The 20,645-nt window shown below is 31.8% G+C and carries 20 protein-coding genes and 2 pseudogenes; 9 read left to right on the top strand and 13 right to left on the bottom strand.

Translation table 11 applies throughout. The annotated features are described in order from the left end of the window. Window positions 1-248: 248 nt before the first annotated feature. Both lipB and lipA read left to right on the top strand, forming a co-directional pair. Complete coding sequence (gene lipB / locus A9G34_RS02025) at window positions 249-869, top strand: lipoyl(octanoyl) transferase LipB (protein WP_034943123.1); 621 nt, start codon at window positions 249-251, stop codon at window positions 867-869. A gap of 10 nt (window positions 870-879) precedes the next feature. Beyond that, complete coding sequence (lipA, locus tag A9G34_RS02020; RefSeq protein WP_034943124.1) at window positions 880-1,839, top strand: lipoyl synthase; 960 nt, start codon at window positions 880-882, stop codon at window positions 1,837-1,839. 281 nt (window positions 1,840-2,120) lie between these two features. Here the strand turns inward: lipA and A9G34_RS02015 are convergent, their stop codons facing one another. Beyond that, window positions 2,121-3,893, bottom strand: coding sequence for a DUF3413 domain-containing protein (locus tag A9G34_RS02015; protein WP_065568724.1), 1,773 nt, complete (start codon window positions 3,891-3,893; stop codon window positions 2,121-2,123). 181 nt (window positions 3,894-4,074) lie between these two features. On the opposite strand from A9G34_RS02015, the gene A9G34_RS02010 reads away from it, so the two are divergent. The 3 genes from A9G34_RS02010 to A9G34_RS02000 all read left to right on the top strand — a co-directional run bounded on the left by A9G34_RS02010 (window position 4,075) and on the right by A9G34_RS02000 (window position 7,215). Next, window positions 4,075-5,850: an AAA family ATPase gene (locus tag A9G34_RS02010; RefSeq protein ID WP_081295238.1), complete on the top strand. Its 1,776-nt coding sequence runs from the start codon at window positions 4,075-4,077 to the stop codon at window positions 5,848-5,850. Window positions 5,851-5,984: 134 nt separating this feature from the next. Further along, the gene (fabA, locus tag A9G34_RS02005; RefSeq protein ID WP_218055655.1) at window positions 5,985-6,506 is read left to right on the top strand and encodes a bifunctional 3-hydroxydecanoyl-ACP dehydratase/trans-2-decenoyl-ACP isomerase; all 522 of its coding nucleotides are present in this window, start codon (window positions 5,985-5,987) and stop codon (window positions 6,504-6,506) included. Between the two features lie 229 nt (window positions 6,507-6,735). Next, entirely contained in the window at window positions 6,736-7,215 is a 480-nt protein-coding gene (locus A9G34_RS02000; RefSeq protein WP_034943125.1) for a thermonuclease family protein, read from the top strand. Between the two features lie 536 nt (window positions 7,216-7,751). On the opposite strand, the gene cspE is transcribed toward A9G34_RS02000, so the two are convergent. The 3 genes from cspE to A9G34_RS01985 all read right to left on the bottom strand — a co-directional run bounded on the left by cspE (window position 7,752) and on the right by A9G34_RS01985 (window position 10,205). Beyond that, window positions 7,752-7,961, bottom strand: coding sequence for a transcription antiterminator/RNA stability regulator CspE (cspE, locus tag A9G34_RS01995; protein ID WP_034943126.1), 210 nt, complete (start codon window positions 7,959-7,961; stop codon window positions 7,752-7,754). Window positions 7,962-8,295: 334 nt separating this feature from the next. Beyond that, window positions 8,296-9,105 (bottom strand): pyrroline-5-carboxylate reductase, encoded by an 810-nt coding sequence (gene proC / locus A9G34_RS01990; RefSeq protein ID WP_065568723.1) that lies wholly within the window; start codon window positions 9,103-9,105, stop codon window positions 8,296-8,298. Window positions 9,106-9,263: 158 nt separating this feature from the next. Beyond that, window positions 9,264-10,205 (bottom strand): type IV pilus twitching motility protein PilT, encoded by a 942-nt coding sequence (locus tag A9G34_RS01985; protein ID WP_081295237.1) that lies wholly within the window; start codon window positions 10,203-10,205, stop codon window positions 9,264-9,266. A 36-nt stretch (window positions 10,206-10,241) separates the two neighbouring features. Here A9G34_RS01985 and A9G34_RS01980 point away from each other — a divergent pair, with 36 nt between their 5' ends. Both A9G34_RS01980 and A9G34_RS01975 read left to right on the top strand, forming a co-directional pair. Further along, window positions 10,242-10,943, top strand: coding sequence for a YggS family pyridoxal phosphate-dependent enzyme (locus tag A9G34_RS01980; RefSeq protein WP_065568722.1), 702 nt, complete (start codon window positions 10,242-10,244; stop codon window positions 10,941-10,943). Between the two features lie 36 nt (window positions 10,944-10,979). Beyond that, window positions 10,980-11,537, top strand: a complete 558-nt coding sequence (locus A9G34_RS01975; RefSeq protein WP_034943130.1) for a YggT family protein — start codon at window positions 10,980-10,982, stop codon at window positions 11,535-11,537. Between the two features lie 54 nt (window positions 11,538-11,591). Here the strand turns inward: A9G34_RS01975 and A9G34_RS01970 are convergent, their stop codons facing one another. The 4 genes from A9G34_RS01970 to corA all read right to left on the bottom strand — a co-directional run bounded on the left by A9G34_RS01970 (window position 11,592) and on the right by corA (window position 14,371). Beyond that, window positions 11,592-12,014 carry a YcgN family cysteine cluster protein gene (locus A9G34_RS01970; protein WP_034943131.1) on the bottom strand — a complete coding sequence of 141 codons (423 nt, stop codon included), beginning with the start codon at window positions 12,012-12,014 and terminating at the stop codon, window positions 11,592-11,594. Further along, entirely contained in the window at window positions 12,011-12,259 is a 249-nt protein-coding gene (locus tag A9G34_RS01965; protein ID WP_081295236.1) for a YcgL domain-containing protein, read from the bottom strand. Before A9G34_RS01965 ends, A9G34_RS01970 begins: the two co-directional genes overlap by 4 nt. A 10-nt stretch (window positions 12,260-12,269) precedes the next feature. Then, entirely contained in the window at window positions 12,270-13,238 is a 969-nt protein-coding gene (gene glk / locus A9G34_RS01960; protein WP_065568721.1) for a glucokinase, read from the bottom strand. Between the two features lie 191 nt (window positions 13,239-13,429). Then, complete coding sequence (gene corA / locus A9G34_RS01955; RefSeq protein ID WP_034943135.1) at window positions 13,430-14,371, bottom strand: magnesium/cobalt transporter CorA; 942 nt, start codon at window positions 14,369-14,371, stop codon at window positions 13,430-13,432. A 219-nt stretch (window positions 14,372-14,590) separates the two neighbouring features. Here corA and A9G34_RS01950 point away from each other — a divergent pair, with 219 nt between their 5' ends. Together A9G34_RS01950 and A9G34_RS11040 are read left to right on the top strand one after the other, a co-directional pair. After that, window positions 14,591-15,106: a single-stranded DNA-binding protein gene (locus A9G34_RS01950; RefSeq protein ID WP_034943137.1), complete on the top strand. Its 516-nt coding sequence runs from the start codon at window positions 14,591-14,593 to the stop codon at window positions 15,104-15,106. 203 nt (window positions 15,107-15,309) lie between these two features. Further along, window positions 15,310-15,423: pseudogene (locus A9G34_RS11040) on the top strand (MarC family protein); the annotation flags it as partial. Between the two features lie 22 nt (window positions 15,424-15,445). Here A9G34_RS11040 and A9G34_RS10945 read toward each other — a convergent pair. The 5 genes and pseudogenes from A9G34_RS10945 to A9G34_RS01925 form a co-directional block, all read right to left on the bottom strand. After that, window positions 15,446-16,138, bottom strand: a pseudogene (locus A9G34_RS10945) (DUF2461 domain-containing protein). Between the two features lie 3 nt (window positions 16,139-16,141). Next, entirely contained in the window at window positions 16,142-16,906 is a 765-nt protein-coding gene (gene kdsB / locus A9G34_RS01940; RefSeq protein ID WP_034943141.1) for a 3-deoxy-manno-octulosonate cytidylyltransferase, read from the bottom strand. Window positions 16,907-16,924: 18 nt separating this feature from the next. Then, the gene (locus A9G34_RS01935; RefSeq protein ID WP_034943144.1) at window positions 16,925-17,110 is read right to left on the bottom strand and encodes a Trm112 family protein; all 186 of its coding nucleotides are present in this window, start codon (window positions 17,108-17,110) and stop codon (window positions 16,925-16,927) included. A 3-nt stretch (window positions 17,111-17,113) separates the two neighbouring features. Next, window positions 17,114-18,121: a tetraacyldisaccharide 4'-kinase gene (lpxK, locus tag A9G34_RS01930; protein WP_034943147.1), complete on the bottom strand. Its 1,008-nt coding sequence runs from the start codon at window positions 18,119-18,121 to the stop codon at window positions 17,114-17,116. A gap of 473 nt (window positions 18,122-18,594) precedes the next feature. Further along, window positions 18,595-20,643: an ATP-binding cassette domain-containing protein gene (locus tag A9G34_RS01925; RefSeq protein WP_034943149.1), complete on the bottom strand. Its 2,049-nt coding sequence runs from the start codon at window positions 20,641-20,643 to the stop codon at window positions 18,595-18,597. Between the last annotated feature and the right edge of the window lie 2 nt (window positions 20,644-20,645).

The following is a 20,645-nucleotide window of genomic DNA, read 5'->3' as shown; positions in this document are numbered from 1 at the left end:
ATTTTCAAGAAAAAAGTAAAGCAAACCAAGGTTTAGAAAAGAATGTTAATTCCTATCAAATTAATCAACCATTTCAATGATAATATTTAATACAGTGTTAGTTATTTGATAAATAACCAAATTTTACTAATGAATAAATACAAAAAAAAAGATACAATGTCTATATCGAAATCATCTACAAGTTGTCAAATTGTAGTAAAATCTGATATATATTTATAAATTTTTTGTTAATATCAATAAGCAATACCATGAGCATTAATAATGTTATCATTAAAGATTTACATATTGTTCCTTATATGCAAACTTATCAAGCTATGCATGAATTTACACAAAATCGTAATGAAAAAACACTTGATGAAATTTGGTTAGTAGAACATAAGCCTGTATTTACCCAAGGTAAAGTGGGTAAAGCTGAACATTTACTAAATCATACAAATATTCCAGTTATTCAAACTGATCGCGGTGGTCAAATTACTTATCATGCACCCGGTCAACAGATCATGTATACTCTAATTGATTTAAAAAGGCGTAAGATTGGCATTCGCAATATGGTAAGCTTTTTAGAAAATAGTGTCATTCAAACTTTAGCGCATTATGGTATTATAGCTTACACCAAAACAGATGCCCCTGGTGTGTACATTAATCATAAAAAAATTTGTTCCCTTGGTTTGCATATAAACCGGGGTTGTACTCTACACGGGCTGGCATTAAATATTGATATGGATCTTGCTCCCTTTAATAACATTAATCCTTGTGGTTATGCTGGGTTGCAAATGACACAATTAAAAGACTATGTTTCAAACATTGATTATAATGAAATAAAACAACTATTAACCGATAATTTTATTAATTATCTACCTAAGTATTAAGATACCAATTATGCAAAATAATGAAACAATAATCAGAAGCTCGAAATATCGCGATGCTGATAAAACACGCTTAATTCCAACAATAACATTAGAAGATTCTGCACCTCTAAAAAAACCTGAATGGATGCGAATTAAATTATCTGCTCACTCTGATAATATTGCACATATCAAAAATACCATGCGTAAACATGGGTTGCATTCAGTTTGCGAAGAAGCCTCTTGCCCTAATTTAGCAGAATGCTTTAACCATGGTACAGCCACTTTTATGATTTTGGGAGATATCTGTACTCGCCGTTGTCCATTTTGTGATGTTGCACATGGTCGTCCATTACCACCAGATCAAGATGAGCCAATAAAACTAGCTAAAACTATCCAAGAAATGAAGTTGCGCTATGTTGTTATTACTTCTGTAGATAGGGATGATTTAAAAGATGGTGGCGCTAGTCATTTTTCTTCTTGTACACAAAAAATCCGTGCTTTAAACCCTAGTATCAAAGTCGAAACGTTAACACCTGATTTCCGTGGTTGTATTGATGAAGCAATTGATGTCTTAAGTGATAATCCACCTGATGTATTTAATCATAATTTAGAAAATATACCTCGATTATATAAGAGAATCCGCCCTGGCGCTAACTATGAAGGATCACTTAAATTACTGGCAGCATTTAAAGAACGACATCCTGAAATTCCTACAAAATCAGGATTAATGGTTGGACTTGGCGAAACCAATGAAGAATTAATTCAGGTTTTAAAAGATTTACGTAGCCATGGTGTTACTATGCTTACCCTTGGGCAGTATCTACAACCAAGTAAATATCATTTACCTGTTGAACGTTATGTTTCACCGCAAGAATTTGATGAATTAAAACAGATAGCATTAGAGATGGGATTTACACATGCTGCTTGTGGACCTTTTGTTCGCTCCTCTTATCATGCGGACTTACAAGCAATGGGTAAAGAGGTAAAGTAGCATTTATTTACAACAAACATTAGCTATTATCATTTACCATAATAATAGCTTTAAACCATTGGCATAGATAATATTAGCTTTTAATGTTATCTATGCTTTATCTTTTTAAAATAGTATATAATTAAAACAGTGCACTAAATATAATAAATTTTTTATGCATTATTTTAGGTAACTTTTAATTATTTTTCCTTATATAACTAAATACAGCCTAATGTCACTAATAGCACTGATGAAAATTAAAAACTATGAAAAAATCATCATTTATTTTTTCAATTAATTATTTAGTTATCAACCACCATGAATCGACGATTTTCAGTCACAATTTGTAAAAATATAGGTAAGCTAATTTTTTCGCCTTTTTGTACTTTTCCATTAAGGTTATAAATTTTAGAGCGACCAAATGCATCAAGAATAATGGTTTTATCACTATAAAGTGCAGCAATTTCATTATCATTACCGGCAATAATCCATTCTCGTTTCTTGTTATTAAATAAATTGTTACCTTGGCTATATTGTGGTGGTGATGTGGTAACATGAAGAGCATCTTGCATTAATGTACGCATTATATCTGTTTGTGATGTAATATTGCTTATGTTTGTACTGTTTTTATTTGGCCATGACATGATTAATGGCACTTTTAAAGATGCTCGGCTGTAGTCTTTATCGTCATTACGCAATACTAATTTCTGAGCGGTATCTATTTTAATATCGTTTGTACCAGTAATAATAATCACCGTATTGTCAAAGGTATTAGTCGATTTTAGGTAAACAATGAGTGATTCTAGATATTGATCCAATTTTTTCGCTTCTGATTCTAGCATACTAACAGATAAATTTTTGTTTTTTACACCAAGAGAGTACTGTATAACCGAAAATAATGGTGCATGATTATGAATTCTGTTTTGCTCATCATACCATACCAGCCAATGATCGGTGATTTGTTTATTGGATTGTTTTTTCGGTTCAGGTATCGAAAAATTAGATAGTAAAGCCGAACGATATAAAGGTTCAGCAAACCCATCATACGAAAATAATCCTAAACTATAATGTTGATTGATTACTGTATCAAATAAAATTGAAGTTCTATGGCTTGCTAAAATACTATTATAATAGTTTGGATCTAAGCCATAAAAAAGCGAGAACTTATTAATATTAGATTGGTTACTTGCATCATAATGATTTACAAACTCGATATTCTCACTAGCAAATTGTTTTAACCATGGCATATTATGAGTAAGTAAGTAATTATTCCAACCATCAATAATAATCATCAATATATTTTTTTTGTTTTGTTTGTCATCATACGTTATACGTTCAAGTGGATATTCTATTGCGATGGCGAAAGGATTGCCAACTTGACTAACACGCGTACGGTAGTCATTTTCTTCCATAAAACCATAGCGTTCAAGAAAATGGCGAGCCGTCAATGGATATGATAATGGTAAACTTGATCGTTGCATGGTTATTGGTCGATAAAAATTTGCATCTGCCCAAATGTGAATAAAATGTGAGGAAACAAAACAGAGAATAAATATAATTACCACTGGTTTGGCATAACGTTTGCGTTTACTTAGGCTTCTTAGTTTTTTCCAACTCCATAACGCAAATAATATTTCAACCAATAAAATAAATGGAATAATGATAAAAGCAGAACTTAAAAAGGTCGCTTTTTGTGAGGTAAATAATTGCCAAATTGATAAATTAAGATGCATTCTAAAGTGTGAAAAGATCTCAATATCAATTAATAATAATGAGATGCCTAATGTCGCTATGGTAGTTGCTATTATTCGTTGCCAGCGAGAAGAATGTATAAAAAAACTTAATGGGAAAAGCACAATTAAATAAGTAATAAATGTTAAAAAACTAAAATGCCCAATTGCGCTAATAATGGCATATAGCCTCCCCATAAAAGTTCGTGGCCAATCTGCGATGATTAAATATTGACTTCCCAGAGCAATAGCAACAAAAACATTAAACAATGTGAACCAGTGCCCCCAACTAACAATTTGTGAGGAATGGTCATCTTTAAGATGATTATTTTTGAGTTTAAGCATATTTAATCGTTGATAATAAAGAAATAAATACTATATTTTGTTCTATAGTTTACCTGATTTTGGAAAATCTTTCTGTAATTTTTTTATTTGTTAGCATAAATGTTGGGGTAATTTGTTGGCGTTAATAGTGATACTTGCTATAATTTGCCGATTAATTTAGCTAACTAATAAGGCTATAATTTTGGCCATTACACAACTTAAAGCGCATCAGACCCAACCTGATTTAGCTCATGTTATTGAGCTTACTAATAAAAACAATGTAACAGAAGAATCAGCAATAGTTGAATTAAATAATTTGCTGGCTTGGCAACCACGTGTTGCATCTGCATTATCAATGTTATGTCCAAATAAGAAAACCAATTATACTCCAAGATTTATGCTGCTTAAAGCTCCTGAAAGCGAGCTGTTTTTTGACTTGCTCAAGCAAGCAGTTAAGCTAAATTTATCACCTACTACTCTTGGTTATAGTTATTTTTTTGGTGACAATAAAATTACATTGTCAAAAGCTAAAAATAAGCAAGATAATTTTGCCTCCCAAGATAGCTGTTTATCAGCAATTTATGCTGATGTAGAAAAGCTGTTTGGCTGTGTTAGACAACCTGAAAATAGCACAATGAGATTACAATCAGGACTTGTTCATCAAGCCAATGGCGGGGTTTTAATTTTAGGTATGCGTTCCCTACTTAGCCAACCCAATCTATGGTCACAATTAAAGCAAATGGTTATAAAACAAAAGTTTGAATGGGTTTCAACAGATGAAGCTCATCCGTTACCATTATCTATTCCGCCAATGCCACTTGATTTACGTATTATTTTAGTTGGCGATAGGTTAAGTATGGCTGAATTGCAGGAGTTTGAACCTGAGTTTTATACTTCTGTAATTTATACTGAATTTGAAAATGAACTACATATAAAATCATCAACACAAGTTGAATCGTGGTTGGATTATGTAAAATTCATCGCCAATAAACAAAATTTACCAATAATTGATTCATCTGCTTTTAGTAAAATTTATCGAGAGGCTATACGACATACGGGAGATCAATATTATTTACCATTTTCTGTCGATTGGATTCATTCAATGCTAGTTAATGCCTCGTATTTTGGTCAAGATAACATGATTAATGAATATTCTATTAATCAATCAGTTAAAGAAAAATCTTGGCGTGAGGATTATTTAAAGGAGCGAATCTATGAAGAAATCTTTAGCAATCAAATAATGATTAAAACTAAAGGGTATGTAGTAGGGCAAACAAATGGCTTATCGGTTATTGAATATCCTGGATATCCAATAGCAATTGGTGAACCAAATCGATTAAGTTGTTTGATTCATTATGGAGATGGTGAATTAATTGATATTGAGCGTAAAACTGATCTTGCTGGGAATATTCATACAAAAGGCATGATGATTATACAAGCATTTATTATGTCTGAATTTGCAATTAATCATCAATTACCTTTTTCAATATCGTTAGTGTTTGAGCAGTCTTATGGTGAGGTTGATGGAGATAGCGCATCACTTGCAGCACTCTGTGCAATTATGAGCGCATTATCTGGTATGCCTATCGATCAACAATTAGCCGTTACAGGTTCAGTTGATCAATTCGGTAATGTACAATCGGTTGGTGGCGTTAATGAAAAAATAGAAGGTTTTTTTACAGTTTGTAAACATCAAGGTTTAAACGGGCAGCAAGGAGTCATTATACCTGCAAATAATCAACGTCACTTATGCTTAAGTGATGAAATAGTTGAGGCTATTGAGCAAAATAAATTTTCAATTCATACCGTTGATCATGTCGCCGAAACTCTCCAATTAATTACAGGTATTGCTTATAAAGATGATAATAATATTAATCTGTATAAACTTATTCATGCTCGTATGCAATCTATGCTAATGCAGGATAAAAAAAAGGATGGTTGGCTAAGTAAATGGCAAAGATATTGCAAAAAATCTTAATACCCAATAAACTTTAGCCGTATTTTGTTAATTGTCTAATGGGAAAATTTATTTAGCCTTAGAGTTTTTACCGACTCTTGATGATTATTAATTTGATAATCATGTAGTAATAACAACAGATAAAAGGTTTTTTTATGATATTTGAACGTAAATCTTCATATGATAAATCAGACTTGATTAAATCAGGAAATAGTGAATTATTTGGCCATGATGGTCCACCATTGCCATCTGATTTAATGCTTATGATGGATCGTATTATTGAAATGAATGAAGAAGGTGGTAATTTTGGCAAAGGCTATATTGAAGCAGAATTTGATATTAACCCCGACTTATGGTTTTTTAAGTGCCATTTTAAGAATGATCCTGTTATGCCAGGTTGTCTAGGACTTGATGCTTTGTGGCAATTAGTCGGGTTTTATTTAGGATGGTTAGGTGGAAAAGGTAAAGGCCGTGCGCTTGGCGTTGGAGAATTGAAATTAAAAGGTCAAATTCTTCCAAAAAATAAAAAAGTAATCTATAAAATTCATTTCAAACGTGTTATTAATCGTAAATTAATTATGGGGATCGGTGACGGCGAAGTTTATGTTGATGATAAATTGATTTACGAAGCAACCGATCTTAAAGTTGGTCTTTTCAAAGATACGAGTGAATTTTAATTTAACTTTGTGTTTTATAATCAGTCTTACTATTTGTTTATAGTGAGACTGAAATTAGGTGCTTTTCTAAATAGTTATGAAAATAAATTTTATTGTTGATAACAATCTTTCAATTTATAATTATTTTTATCGTGTTAATTTTTAATGATTTCTGTGTTTTCATTTTTAGTTATAGTTAAGACAATATGATAACTAAATTCTTTAATTATTGATCCAATATGTGATAATAATGTTTTTATTAAAACAATTTCTTATTTTTTTAATTCTCGTCAGCTCATTAACTTCTTTAGCATTTGCAGATTTTAAAGGTAGAGTCATCAAAGTTATTGATGGTGATACCATTGAGATTTTAGTCCCCAAAAAAAGAACAGTTCGAGTGCGATTACTTGATATTGACGCTCCAGAACGTCAACAAGCTTATGGAAATATTTCGAAAAAATATCTAGCTTCGCTTATTTCTGGCAAAACTGTTTTTGTTAAAGAAAATAAAAAAGATATCTATAAAAGAACGTTAGGAACTATTTTTTATAATGGCACTAACATTAATATGAAAATGGTTAAAAACGGGTATGCATGGGCTTACCGATATAAAGGTATTGCTAATAACAAAAAAATGGTCGAATTAGAATATAAAGCTAGAAAAAACAAGATAGGACTTTGGAAAGATAAAAATCCTATAGCCCCATGGAATTTTAGAAGCCTAAATTAATATTGATTTAAGTGTTGTAATAACATATATTTTTTAATCGAGGAGACATTACTTCAAGCTGTTTTAGAGCATCTAAACCTTGTTTGCAACCAAACTCTTGATTATCTTTTGGCATTTGAGAAAGTTACTTTTTGTATCTTTTAAGCCTTTTTCATCATATCTGTTTTCTGTTTTCTGTTTTCTGTTTTGTAGCTGCCTCACTTCACTGGAATAGCTTTAGCAATTTTATCCACTTTATCGAAAGATACTTTACTGCTTATGATAATTCAGCCATAGCAACTGAAGATAAATCTAATAAAATGACTGATAATAATAATTTTTTCTTACGTTATTTTTCATTACAGGAATTTAGATTATTATTTTGATAATATTAAGAATTAGTTAAATATTGAAATTATAATAGCAATTTTTCAAATACAACAATATTGGCAAAATAAACGAATTAAAAGATGGAAATAATACAATTCAAAAACAATTTTAGGAGGCATCTTATCAGCATATTCACATGCTGATAAGATAAAAGAGGGGGCAAGTAATTACATTACTCTAACGTCTGCTGCAGATGGACCTCGTTCACTATCTTGGATAGAGAATTCAACTTGTTGGCCTTCACCTAAAGTTTTAAATCCTTCACCTGCGATTGCAGAAAAGTGCACAAACACATCTTTACTGCCGTCTGCTGGGGAAATAAAACCATAACCTTTACTTTCATTGAACCATTTTACTTGACCAGTTTTCTTAGACATAATAATCTTCCTATTAAAAATAAAATTTAAGCCGATTAAGGCTAACTTAAAAAAACATAAAACTCGGACTGCTTATAAACACTGAAAAGCGAAACTGAAGAGAACTAATACTAATGTTACTAATGTAAATAGAAAGTAAACTACAAACTGCTTATATCAAGATGTTACTAAATAAATCTGCACGTTATATGCTGTTGACTATTAACTCATATATTGCAGGTTAATGCAAGAAATGTTTATATAGTTTTTCTTTATCAGTATAATAGGCAAAACTTATATCATTTTCCGGTATAAGATTTTCCATAGTAAGAGAACAATATAAAGTTTAGAATTTTTATTCTTTACTAAGAAATTTGGATTTATTAATAGTTATTTCTACTGCATCGATCACAGCAGAACGAAATCCTTTTTTTTCAAGCATTTGCACACCTTCAATAGTTGTACCAGCAGGCGAACATACCATATCTTTTAGCTCACCGGGATGTTTTTTTGTTTCAAGTAACATTTTTGCTGATCCCATAACAGTTTGAGCCGCAAATTTGTATGCTTGTTTTCTAGACAGTCCGCCCTTTACAGCACCATCGGCCAACGCTTCAATAAACATAAATACAAAAGCTGGAGATGACCCACTTGCTCCTACAATGGCGTCAATTAAATATTCAGGTACGATCTCTGTTTCTCCAATACAGTTAAATAAATTTTGAACAATGGCTAATTCATCTTCTGATACTTCAGTATTAGGTGTAATAGAACACATTGCGGCATTGACTAATGCTGGTGTATTTGGCATCACTCGGATGATTTTTTGTTCATAGCCAACACTTTTAGCGATAGCTTTAATACTAACGCCAGCAGCCACAGAAATAATAATCGTATTTTTTTTCAATTCTTTTTGGATATCATTTAATACATCCATTATGACATTCGGCTTCACCGCAACAATAACAATATCGGACTCCCTTGCTACATTTTTAGCAGAATCTAAATTATTAATCATATAAGAGCGATTAAGGTTATTCCCTTTTTCTGGATGTGTATCATAAACGTAAAGTTGTTTTCCATGTACAATACCACTAGCTAAAATACCTTGTAATATTGCATTTCCCATATTACCTAATCCAATAAACCCAATGCGTTGTTCCATTTTTATGGCCTCTTTAAGTTTTATATGTACCTGTATAATAGTATAACGTATTTTTTATAAGAACTTTAAAAGTTATTTTGCTAATGATTTTGGTGTTAATTCTTTATTGTTTTCTTTATCTGTCTTAATTTTTTACTTTATTATGTTAATCGTCATTCTCAATTCTCTTTCATGATTTGCATCCCATATTGTTGACCAGTCTGCATCAACGAGAATATCTGATTAATCTTTCCTTCGTAAATAAGATGACTTACAGCAGGTGTATTAATTAGTATTTCAAACAATGCTTTACGATTACTATTCTCTAAAACTAATTTTTGACTGATAATCGCTTTTAAACTATTGGATAACCTTGCTCGAATAAAATCACGTGAGTCTTTATCAAACACACCAATAATACGATTAATACTTTTTATGGCTGATTGTGTATGTAAGGTAGCAAAAACTAAATGGCCTGTTTCTGCTAGCGTTAGAGCTGTATGTATTGCTTGTCTATTGCGTAGTTCACCAAGCAATATAATATCTGGATCTTGTCTTAAAATACTTTCTATTACAACATTGAAATGAGTAAGTTCTCGTTGTTGAATTAGTGATTTATCATTTTGATAAATAAATTCTATAGGATCTTCTAGTGTAATAATATGTTTAGAATCGGTTGCGTTAATATGTTGAACTAATGCTGCCAATGTAGTGGATTTACCACTTCCTGTTGCACCTGTTATCAAAATAATACCATTTTTTGTTTTTGTTAATTTAGGTAAAATATCAGGTGCAGCAAGCTCAGATAAACTGGGTATCCGCTGATTAATAATACGGAATACAGCAGAAATACCACGCTGCTGATAAAAAATATTTGCTCTGAACCGCCCTATTTCGTTAGTTTGATAAGCTATATCAATTTGCCCATGCTGTTGTAATCCTTTTTTTTGAGACTCGTCAAGTAAACTAAGCAACTCATTTTTTAATACCGAGGATACTAATTTTTCATGAGATAAAAAGTGCAATTGTCCATTAATGCGAATACATGGCTTTTCGCCACTTGAAAGATGCAAATCTGAAGCATTTTGAGTTACACTAAGTGCTAATAATGAGTTTAGCATTATATTTTACCTATTAATCATCATTTGGAAATTAATATGAATACCGTATATGACAATTTACTTGCCATTAAAAATGAAATAAAAAAAATTGCCTCGCTATGTGATAGAGATCCCAAGGATATTGAGCTTATTGCAGTCAGTAAAACTAAATCAGTAGCACAAATTACAGAAGCAATAAAAGCGGGGCAAGTTTCATTTGGTGAAAATTATGTTCAAGAAGGCATTGAAAAAATTAAGCATTTTAAGCAGAACATGCCTGAAATACCATTAACTTGGCATTTTATTGGTCCATTACAATCGAATAAGAGTAAATTAGTTGCTCAATACTTTGATTGGATGCATACAATTGATCGTTTTAAAATCGCTCAGCGCTTAAGCGAGCAACGCCCACCAGATATTCCTAAATTAAATGTATTGATTCAAATCAATATCAGTCAAGAATCAAGCAAATCAGGAGTTACACCTGAAGAAGCTGCTGATTTAGTAAATCAAATAATTACCCTTCCAAATCTAAAATTACGCGGCTTAATGGCTATTCCGGAAATTGAAAATGATTTTAAGAAACAATTAAGTGTTTTTACTCAAATGAAACAGCTTTTAAAAGTATTACAGGTTAATTATCCATTTATGGATACCTTGTCAATGGGAATGAGCAATGACATTAAAGCAGCTATTGTTGCTGGTAGTACGATGGTTCGCATTGGTAGGGCTATATTTGGCGAAAGGCAATATTTATAATATATTACTTAAATATCTTATTTTGAGGAATTTTAAATGACATCGCTTTTCTTTCTGGGAAAAACAGTTTTAACCGTTTGCCTTTATATTTTAATTTTGCGTTTATGGATGCAGCAAACTAGAGTCAACTTTTACAATCCTTTTACTCAATTTATTGTTAAAATTACTCAACCTATTTTAGGTCCACTACGAAAAATTATTCCATCAATTGGACGATTAGATACTGCAACATGGGGACTTTTGTATCTATTTGCATTATTAAAAGTAATATTTGTTTGCAGCTATAGTTTAATAAGTTTTCCATTTTGGGATATAAGTTATTTGCTATTTGCTTTTCCGGCAATATTACATGCAGTTGGACACCTTTTATTTTGGCTGTTACTATTTCGAGCAATCCTAAGTTGGGTTAGTCGAGGGCATTCAGATGCTGATGATCTACTTTCTCAACTAACAGAACCTTTAATAGCCCCAATTCGCCGAATAGTTCCGCCGATAGGTATGATTGACATTTCTTTTATGATCATTGTTTTTATTCTTATGCTATTAAATATGTTTGCATTCGATCTTTTTGGTTATTTGTGGATTATTCTGTAAAGCGGTTTATGAAAGCATTAGGTAAAAATGGAGCAACTGCTCCTTTTTTATTTTTTAGATTATATGATCTTCCCAACAAATTACATCTTTTTCATAAACAATACGGTTTCTAACTGATATTTTTAGTTTATGCATAAGTTTTTTATTACCAATAATAAGCGGATGCCATTCTGGTAATCTTCCATTTTTAGAAAAGTAGCGATATGAACAGGTCAATGGTAACCATTCAATAGTTAAAAGATTTTCACGAGTCAACTTAATACAATCCGGCTCATAATCAAATCGTTTATGATAATGTCTACACTGACAAGTATGAGAATCAAGCAGGTTACAAGCAACATTAGTATATAAGATTTCGTTTGTATCTTCGTCCATTAATTTATTTAAACAGCATTGACCACAACCATCACAAAGTTGTTCCCATTCTTCATCGCTCATTTGAGCTAATGTTTTAGATTCCCAAAATGGCTCTATCATACTTTAAAATCATCTTCTTTTAGCATTTGTAAAAAAAAACCATCCATTTTAATTTTTTTCTCAATCTCATCTGAAGTACCTACCACAAAACGTCGTTTACCATCAAGTAAAACTTTCATTACAAACACTGGTTTACCAAAAATAGACAATATTTTATCAGGGATAGTGGAAAAATTATTTTCTTTTTCAATATATAGATAACAGTTTTCTTTTTTAGAACTTCGATAGATATAACACCACATCATAAGGTAATCCTTAATAATTTTTTTTGAGGCTATTTTTTAAATAAACGCCTGCACCAAATAACCCTGGGTTATCATGTATTATGACATAAACAGGAATTTTTTTTACTAAGTATGACATTCTTCCTTTGTTTTCGAATGCTTCTCGGAATGGGGATGCTTTAAAAAACTCAATGAAACGAGGCACAATACCACCAGCAATATAAACTCCACCTTGTGTATTAAGCGTTAATGCTAAATTACCGCCAAAACGTCCCATAAATGTGCAGAAATAGGTTAGTGTCTGCAAGCTTAATGAGCAACTTTTAGCTAAAGCTTTCTTAACTATAATTTCAGGTGTTACATCTTCAATTGGTTGGTTATTAATTTGTAATAATGCTTGATAGATATTCACAATCCCATTACCTGATAAAAAACGCTCTGTTGATACACGTCCAAATCTTTTGCGTAATTTTGCTAAGATTCGATCCTCATCGTCATTTATCATAGGTAATTCAGTATGCCCACCTTCCCCTGGCAAGCTCATCCAGTTTTGATTCACTTTAATTAAGTGTGATACCCCAAGCCCAGTGCCGGCGCCATAAATTGCAATTGGGTAATCTAAATCCGGTTCATTTCCACCTATTTTAACTAGATCATGTTTAAGTAATTTGGGAATCGACGTTGATATTGCTATAAAATCATTAATTACTTCAAGCTTTGTTAGTTTCAATTCTTGCATTAATTCATAACGAGAAAATGACAAATTATTATTGGTCATATTTACTAGATCTTCATCATCAATCGGACAAGCAATAGCAATACAAGCCATCTCAATATTGACTGATTGTGCTTGCAGATAATTCTTAATTAACGTTAACAATATATCATTTTTTGAAATAAGAATTTTTTTAATGGCTGATAGCTCGTTGGTTGCTAAATTGTATAGCGCAAAACGGGCATTAGTTCCACCAATATCGGTGACTAGTGCATATTGACTCATTTAGTTCCCTTTTATAATAAATTAATTTTTTAATTTAAATAACAAGCTACTTTATTTGTCAGTTGTAGAAAGTAATATCATCAATTATTTATAACAATTTAACTAGGTTAACTTTATTGGTATTACTTATATTGGACCCCGCTAAATAAAGTTTAGCAGATAAAGTCTTAAATATTTAAAATAACCAAAGCCTATAGCCACTTTTTAAGTTTAAAATATATATAAGGTGCTACGCCAGCTAGTAACATTAAGAGTAATGAAAACGGATATCCATATTCCCATTTAAGCTCAGGCATATTTTCAAAATTCATACCATATGCTGAGGCAACCACTGTAGGTGGTAAAAATACTACTGAAACAACTGAAAATATTTTAATGATTCGACTTTGTTCAATATTAATAAAACTTGTTGCTGCCTGCATTAAAAAGTTTACTTTTTGAAATAATGATTCATTATGCGGCACAAGCGATTCAATATCTCGAATAACTTCACGAGCTTGTTCTAACTGCTCCGCTGGCATTTTAGCACGACGAACTAAATAATTAACTGCACGTTGGCTATCCATTAAACAGAGGCGCACTTTCCAAGCAGTATCTTCAAGTTCTGCTAATGAGGTAATAGCTTCATCATAGTGTTCTTGTGCAGAACGATCCATAATAATTAAACTTAGCTCTTCAAGCTCACTGTAAATATTTTCAATCTGATCTGCTAATTGTTCAACTTTAACTTCAAATAAATCAAGTAAAACTTCATATGGATTTCCATCACCCATAGTTTGATAACGTGAGCGCATTCGATATAAACGGAATGCGGGTAAGTCTCGCTCACGTAATGTAAATAAACGCCCGTTATGAACTGTGAAGGCAACTGTCGAGTTACCAGCTCGATCTTCAGCATCTTCATAAAAAAAGAAAGAGTGAACATGCAGGCCTTCGTTGTCTTCAAAAAAACGAGCTGATGCTTCAATATCATCTAATTCTATACTTGTTGCTAAGTTTTGTCCTAAATTTGCTAAAACAAATTCGCGATCGACTTCTTCTGGTTCAATTAAATCAATCCAGGTCGCATTATTTATGTCGCCTTCATTAATCTTCACTAATTGTTTGTTTTTTAGTCCAAACGCATTAATCATAAGGCCTCCTCCTTTAGGGGAAATGTTTTAGAACACGCTATTAACAAATGTGGGGCATTATACTCGTTCTATCTATAAATTCCTATGGTTAAGCTGATTTTTCTGTATTACAGGAAATTGTGAATTTCATTCCATTATTGAATTAAATTCGGTGATGTTACAGCTGTCTCATGCTACAATAATACACTTAAATATATGTGCACTTTTTAGGAGTTTATAATGGCAAATCGAGGAATAAATAAAGTCATTTTAGTGGGTAATTTAGGTCAAGATCCAGAAGTTCGCTATATGCCAAATGGTAATGCTGTCGCTAATTTTAGTATTGCAACGTCAGAATCATGGAAAGATAAGCAAACTGGTGAAACACGTGATCGTACAGAATGGCATAGAGTAGTCGTCTTTGGTAAATTAGCCGAAATTGCAGGAGAATATATTAAAAAAGGAACTCAGGTTTATCTTGAGGGACAATTACAAACTCGCAAATGGCAAGATCAAACCGGCAATGATCGTTACACTACTGAAGTTGTTGTGAATCCAATTGGAGGTACATTGCAAATTTTGGGTTCTCGAAATAGTAATGAAGCATTTGAAGATGGATCACAAAAATGGGGACAAAGTGCTAATAATGTTTCTTCTGCACCTACTGCGGCGCGCTCTTCAACACAAAGCATACCAACTTCTCATACTAAAGCCCCTGAACCCCCAATGGATTTTGATGATGATATTCCATTTTAATTTTCGCAATAACTGGGTGTCAAAGTACGCCCATATTTCTTTTATTTATAATTATTTATCTGCAGTCAATCAATTGAAAAAAATGGTCACTATGATGTTTCAACTTGAGTTGTTTACACCGCTTTAATTTTAGTGCTTTTATTGTTATGTATTATTCTTTAGCTTTGTATACGAAGTGCTAGCAGTATAATGCGCTGTGTAGAAAAAGTGGCATTGAAGCTATTTCAAAAATTATGGACTCTTTATTAGCTTGTGTTGGAATACAGTTTATAATCAATGGTGTAAAAGAATTAGTATTAAATTTTACCAACATCTAATATAAAAATAAACTTAATAAAACTAAAGCGTTGTTATGCTTTTAATCATTTCTACTCGCATTAAATAATCATAGAGTGGAATTAGTTGTTTAAACCCTTTAACTAATTTTTTGGGTAAATCACTATTTAACACGTCTTCAATATGATTACTTGTCACCATAACCGCAAGATTTTTTCGGTTATACCAGGTTGCAACTTTTTCTTCTTGTTCTTTGATCAATGGACGTTTATAACTTTCCCCAACAAGCTCAAATGGTTTTTTGACACAACGTGCCATAGCTAAAAACTTCTTAGTATCATTAAGAATCTCATCTCGAAAAATATCCATCGTTTGTTTTGATGAACAATAATAGCCAAGTCCATATTGATAACTATTTGGACTAATTTCAAAAAAGTAAGCGGGAGCCTCTTTTCAATCTTTATTGGGGCGCTTAAATGTCAACCATAATCGGCTACGATAAAGTGATTTATCATTTGAAAAACGGGTATCTCGATGTATACGTGAAATTGTTTTACCAATAGCTGGGCGAGTTTCAAACCATTCGTCAATTTTAAGCATTTCCGGAGCTAATTGTTCAACCAAAAGCCTAAATGGTTTAACTAAATCGTTATCATAAATAGCACGATGTTCTTCAAACCATGGTTTGCTGTTATTTATCCAAGCATCTTGTAAAAAATTAAGCCCATCTTGCGTAAACCCAGTAAAGTTTGCCATTGCTTACTCCTTAAATAACGCTCTTACTTTTTCTAAATCTTCTAAAGTATCAACACCAATTGCTGGAGGCTGTTTTGCCACAGCGACATGAATTTTTTGACCATACCAAAGTACTCTGAGTTGCTCTAACATTTCAATTTGCTCAAGTAAAGATGGAGCCCAATTAATATACTGACGAATAAAACCTGCACGATAGGCATAAATACCAATATGACGAAGATAAAAATCACCAATGCTAGGCAGTTTTAATAGATCAGTCGATTTAGCAAAACGATCTCGTTCCCAAGGAATCGTAGCACGAGAAAAATAAAGTGCATAGCCTTCTTTGTCAGTCACAACCTTAACCGTATCAGTATTAAATGCTTCGTCAACAGAATTAATTGGTACGGCTAACGTTGCCATTCCTGTTTTATATTGCACCAAATTTTCTGCCACTTGATTAATAATCATAGGTGGTATTAAAGGTTCATCCCCTTGTACATTAACAATAATTTCATCATCTGAAAATTGATAAGCATTAATGACCTCTGCTAACCTTTCGGTACCTGAATTATGCTTATCACTTGTCAGAATGACTTCTCCTCCATGCGTTTTGACTACATCAAAAACTTGTTGATGATCGGTTGCAATAATCACTCGACTGGCTAAGGATTTTTGCGCTTGTTCCATTACACGCACAATCATAGGTTTTCCATGAATATCCGCTAATGGCTTAGCAGGTAAACGGCTTGAGCCATATCTAGCAGGAATAATAACTGAAAAATTCATAACTAATATCCTGCCTTTTTATTCTTGAGTAGATAATGGCTTATTAAGTGACTTTGCTTCACATTCAAGTAAAACAGGAATATTATCTTTTACAGTATAGACTAAATTATCAGCTAAACAAATTAGCTGTTGATTATTCGCATCATACTGTAGTTGCTCATGGCATTTTGGACAAGCAAGTGCGCTTAAAAGTATTTCTTTCATATTTTATTCTCTTTTGGAATTTATTTTATCTAATAAGGAACAGATCTGCTCAATTACTTGCACGGGGATTACCGCATCAACTGGTAAATACCACCAATTTGCTTGAGCAAATTGTCTGCATTTAACCGCATCTTTTTCAGTCATTAAAAGAGTTTGGTCAAAATTTGCAATATCGTTTAACAATAACAACGTAAATTGTTGATGATCTGCAAAAGGAATGGTTTTAATTACATTCATTTGCATTTTAATCAACATATCAAAAAAACGGTTAGGATGGCTAATACCTGCAATAGCACAAATATTTTGTAATGAAGATAATGGTTTTTTTTCTTGAGTAAGCAAATTTACCGCGTATCGTGGTGCTAATTGCATTGTGTAGACTTTATTAGGGTACTTTTGAGCTAGGTTATTTACACTATCACCATTTATAATGATTAAATCAACCGACTTTAATCGACTTTCTCGTTCTCGCATTGGTCCTGCAGGCATCCACCAACCATTACCAAATAAACGTTTTCCATCAACAACTACAACTTCAATATCACGCGATAGCGCATAATGTTGCAAACCATCGTCAGTCAAAATAACGTCTAATTGATACCGCTTTAATAGTGCTTGAACAGCGTCAGAACGGTGTGGAGATACAGCAATAGGCACATTAGTACGTTGATAAATAAGTACAGGTTCATCACCTGCTTGTTCGGTTGTTGTTGTTTTATTTAAAATAAGAGGATAACAATCAGACTTACCACCATAGCCTCGTGAAACTACTCCAACTTGTAATCCTTTTTGTTTTAGCGATTCAATTAAACCAACAACTAGTGGAGTTTTGCCATTACCACCAACAGATAAATTGCCAATAATAATAATAGGTACGGGTGAACGCCAAGGTTTTAAAATACCTAATCGATATAAAAAGCGACGAACAAGAGCAATCAAACCATATAATAAAGAAAATGGTATTAGTAACCAAAATAAACGATTTTTACCATACCACAGTTTTTCAATCATTATTTAATCACCATTTAATTTTGTTTCTTAATAAAATTCAATTAGTTGATATATTTTTAATATATCCCATTATTCTATTTTTAATCTATTAATTTTATAAAACTTATTAATAACTGGATATTTTAAGTAAAGCCTTAAAAGGGAATTATCTTATCTTATAATTAAAAAAAATACTAAATCAATTTATGAATAGTTTAATAGTATTTTACTGAAATTTTTTAATATTATATTTAAAAAATTCTTTCTATTAATAGAAATTGATGCAATAGTGATTTGATAAAACAATTATTGAGGTTTACTAAATGATAAACTCAAAATAATTAATCTATAAATTTGGAAAATTTGAACATAATAATATAAAAGAGAAAACAAATATAACCATTTATTTTATATGATATTTTTCAACATTCAAAAATCTATATATCATTGATAAATGATATATAGATTCGTAATTATGTTAAAGAATTTTCAATCTATTTAGATTGTGCTTTTTGTAAGTAAGCTTGGAAATCTTGTTTATTACCATCAAAAACGATATTACCGCTATTTAACATGATTACACGATCGACAAAATTAAGTAGATTAGTTCTATCTGTTGCGATAATCATTGTTTGTCCTTCTTTTGCACGTAATTCTAACTGAGCTAATAGCAATTTTTCGGAATTGGGATCTAACTCAGCTGTTGGATTATCAAGGAGTGATATTGTATGCGGAGATAATATAAATCGTGCTAAAGCTAACTTTTGACGCTGTAATATTGTTAAAGGAACAGGCAATTGACGCCAATGAGTATCAAGCCCATTGTTTAAAAACGGGAGTAAACTGTGTAAATTAACTTGTTTTAATACTTCAAGAGCTCGCTCATGCGTAATTTGGTTAGGCTCATTATTTAAAGTAAGATATTCATAAACTGTTTCACCGATAATACCACTATATTGCCATAGATAGTGGGTTTCACTACGTAACGAATCTGCAATTGATTTGGTTAACATAAAGCCATTCCAAGTTATATTACCTTCATTTGCACCTAAAATACCTAGTAATAGTTTTAGTAATGTACTTTTGCCAGCCCCAGGACCACCAACTATAGCAATACGCTCGCCTTGCTTAATTTGCAAACTAATATCATTTAAACATGGTAATGAGGGATGATATTTAAAACTAACTTTTGATGCACTCCAACCATTTTCTGGACCATTAAATCCACTTAATAATCCATTTTCACTTTGTTCCTTATCTAGAAGAACATTTATTTGATTCATTGAGCTAGTCATACGTTGGAGGTTTGGTAACATATGCATTAACGAGAAGAGAGGTTGACTTAAACGCCCACCAATGATAATTGTTGCAAATAAACCCGCTGGTGACATATTGCCTGTTTGAATAAGATAAAAGGCAACAATAACAGCTAGCACAGTCTGTAAGCTCATTAGTCCCATTAAAAATGAGCTACAACGATTATGAATAATAAATCTTTTTTGTTCATTTTGTTGTGCTTTTTCGTTACCAGCTAAAAATGTGTATGCTGCTTCTTTGTAAGCAACTGAAGATTGATAATATTCAAGAGTTGTTGAAGAGAAAGGAACCTGCGCATTAATAGTTTGTATAGCTTTATTTTCGTAATAAAAAAGTGTAATACGAACTATTGCACAGATAAATATAACAATAGGTACAATAATCAACCAACCAGCAACTATCGCAATAACAATAAAATATAGAATACTAAATACTAAGTCTAAGACTGTACTAGAAAAAAATGCCAAAAATTGCATTCTAAATTGATTCCAGCTATTCATTGCTTCAATAACTTTACGTCCCCATTGAGTTGTAACGCTAGGCATGACTTGAATAAGTTCTAAAATAATTTTTGGTTCTAGTCGATATTGAACAAGCGATGAATATTCGCAACCTAATTTTATTCGATCCATTCGGAAATAATACTCTACAAAAATTGCAAGTATTACACCTAAAGAAAGTGTCCAAAGTGATGCATCTGCCTGCCCAGGAATAACACGATCATAAATAGCATTTAGATACAAAGGAATAATCATAATAAATAAATTTATAATTAATGTTGTCCAAAAAAGACGTGAAATAATTTTATTTTCTTTTTGGCCAAGCACTAATAAAGAACGCCAAGTTAACCTATTTTGCCTTTCTGTTGGTAAAACACGCCAAGTATTTTCTGGCAATTGCTTTAACTTTACATTCTTTTCATTTTTAATTTTATTAAATCGAACGGAAAGTAAAAGCCATCCTGTATTTTCTTCAAAAGCGACATATAAACCTTTATTAACTGCATTATGATCTTTTGAACAAGGAAACAACTCAATACCAAGGTATTTTTTAGCTAATTCAAACAATGTTTCTTGAGTTATATTTTCATCTAGCTTATCGACTTGCTCCTGCCACTCCCATTGACCAATAGGTAAGGATAGTTTTTTTGCAGCCCCAGATAAGACCGACTTTAATTGTGAAATACTCGAATTATTTAAAGTATTTGAAGATAATTCACTATTCATAA

Origin of the sequence: Gilliamella sp. Choc4-2 (genome assembly GCF_001690355.1) — a bacterium.
In the GTDB taxonomy this organism is placed as follows: Bacteria; Pseudomonadota; Gammaproteobacteria; order Enterobacterales; family Orbaceae; genus Gilliamella; species Gilliamella apicola_A.
This window is presented reverse-complemented; position numbering and strand designations above follow the sequence as displayed.